At 37.7% G+C, this 827-nt stretch carries 1 protein-coding gene; it reads right to left on the bottom strand.

What is annotated here, in order from left to right; translation table 11 throughout:
- A partial coding sequence (locus tag ACS8FC_RS16250) for a GmrSD restriction endonuclease domain-containing protein (protein ID WP_439297537.1) occupies window positions 1-827 on the bottom strand: 827 nt, incomplete at both ends.

Raw genomic sequence — 827 nt, 5'->3', positions numbered from 1 at the left:
AACTTGAACCAGTTGGCTAATAGAATCTCTTTATCCATTTCTATCATGCCCTTGTTATTAGGCGTTTTATCTTGTAGTAAAGCAGATATTGATAAAATTAAATTTCTGATATCACCGAATCTTATTGATTTCGGGCATTGGTTAACTAACTGACCTTCTAGGTCATGTAAAGACTTACCTGCTACACTTTCAACTTCAGCCACGATGATATCGTAGAGAGAAAGTGGTTTGCTATTGGTGTTCATGTTAATAAATACTTGTAAAGCAACGTCTTTAGGTGTTTCAATAGGCAGAGATAAAAAAGGTAAGTTAAAATGAGTAACCCGCTCTCGTAGACTATTTATCTCATCTTTGAGTTTGTCTTTTTTTGCGACATACAGTTTGTATTTGGCAACAAAATTTGAATCATCATCGCTTGGCTCTAAGTTACTGGTGGACTCATTTATCCACTTATCAATCTGATTAGTCGGATCGCCAGGACATAATAGATGAATTGGAATAAACCCTCTAAACATCGAATTTACTGGCTCATCCGCCCATAGTGGCATTCTACGTCCATCTTTAGAATGCCATCTTCCCTGACAGTATACCTCTACTTCATCACTATATTTTGTTTGACGTTGATCGAATTCAGGAAGGTAAACAAAGAATGTCTCAGATTCATAATTGTTATGCATACTGCGCCAAAAGGCGGTTAAGCGTTGTTGGCCATCAAGCAAATGCTGGTTTACAGTGCCGATAGTAGCTGGTTCTGACGTTACTATATATCTTGAAATGAACTTTTCTTCACTACCTACTTCTAGTGCAAGCGTAACCCCTACAGGGAG

It is taken from the genome of Psychrobacter sp. 1Y4, assembly GCF_051847555.1.
Note: the sequence above shows the minus strand (reverse complement) of the source record. Positions and strands in the feature narration are given on the sequence as shown.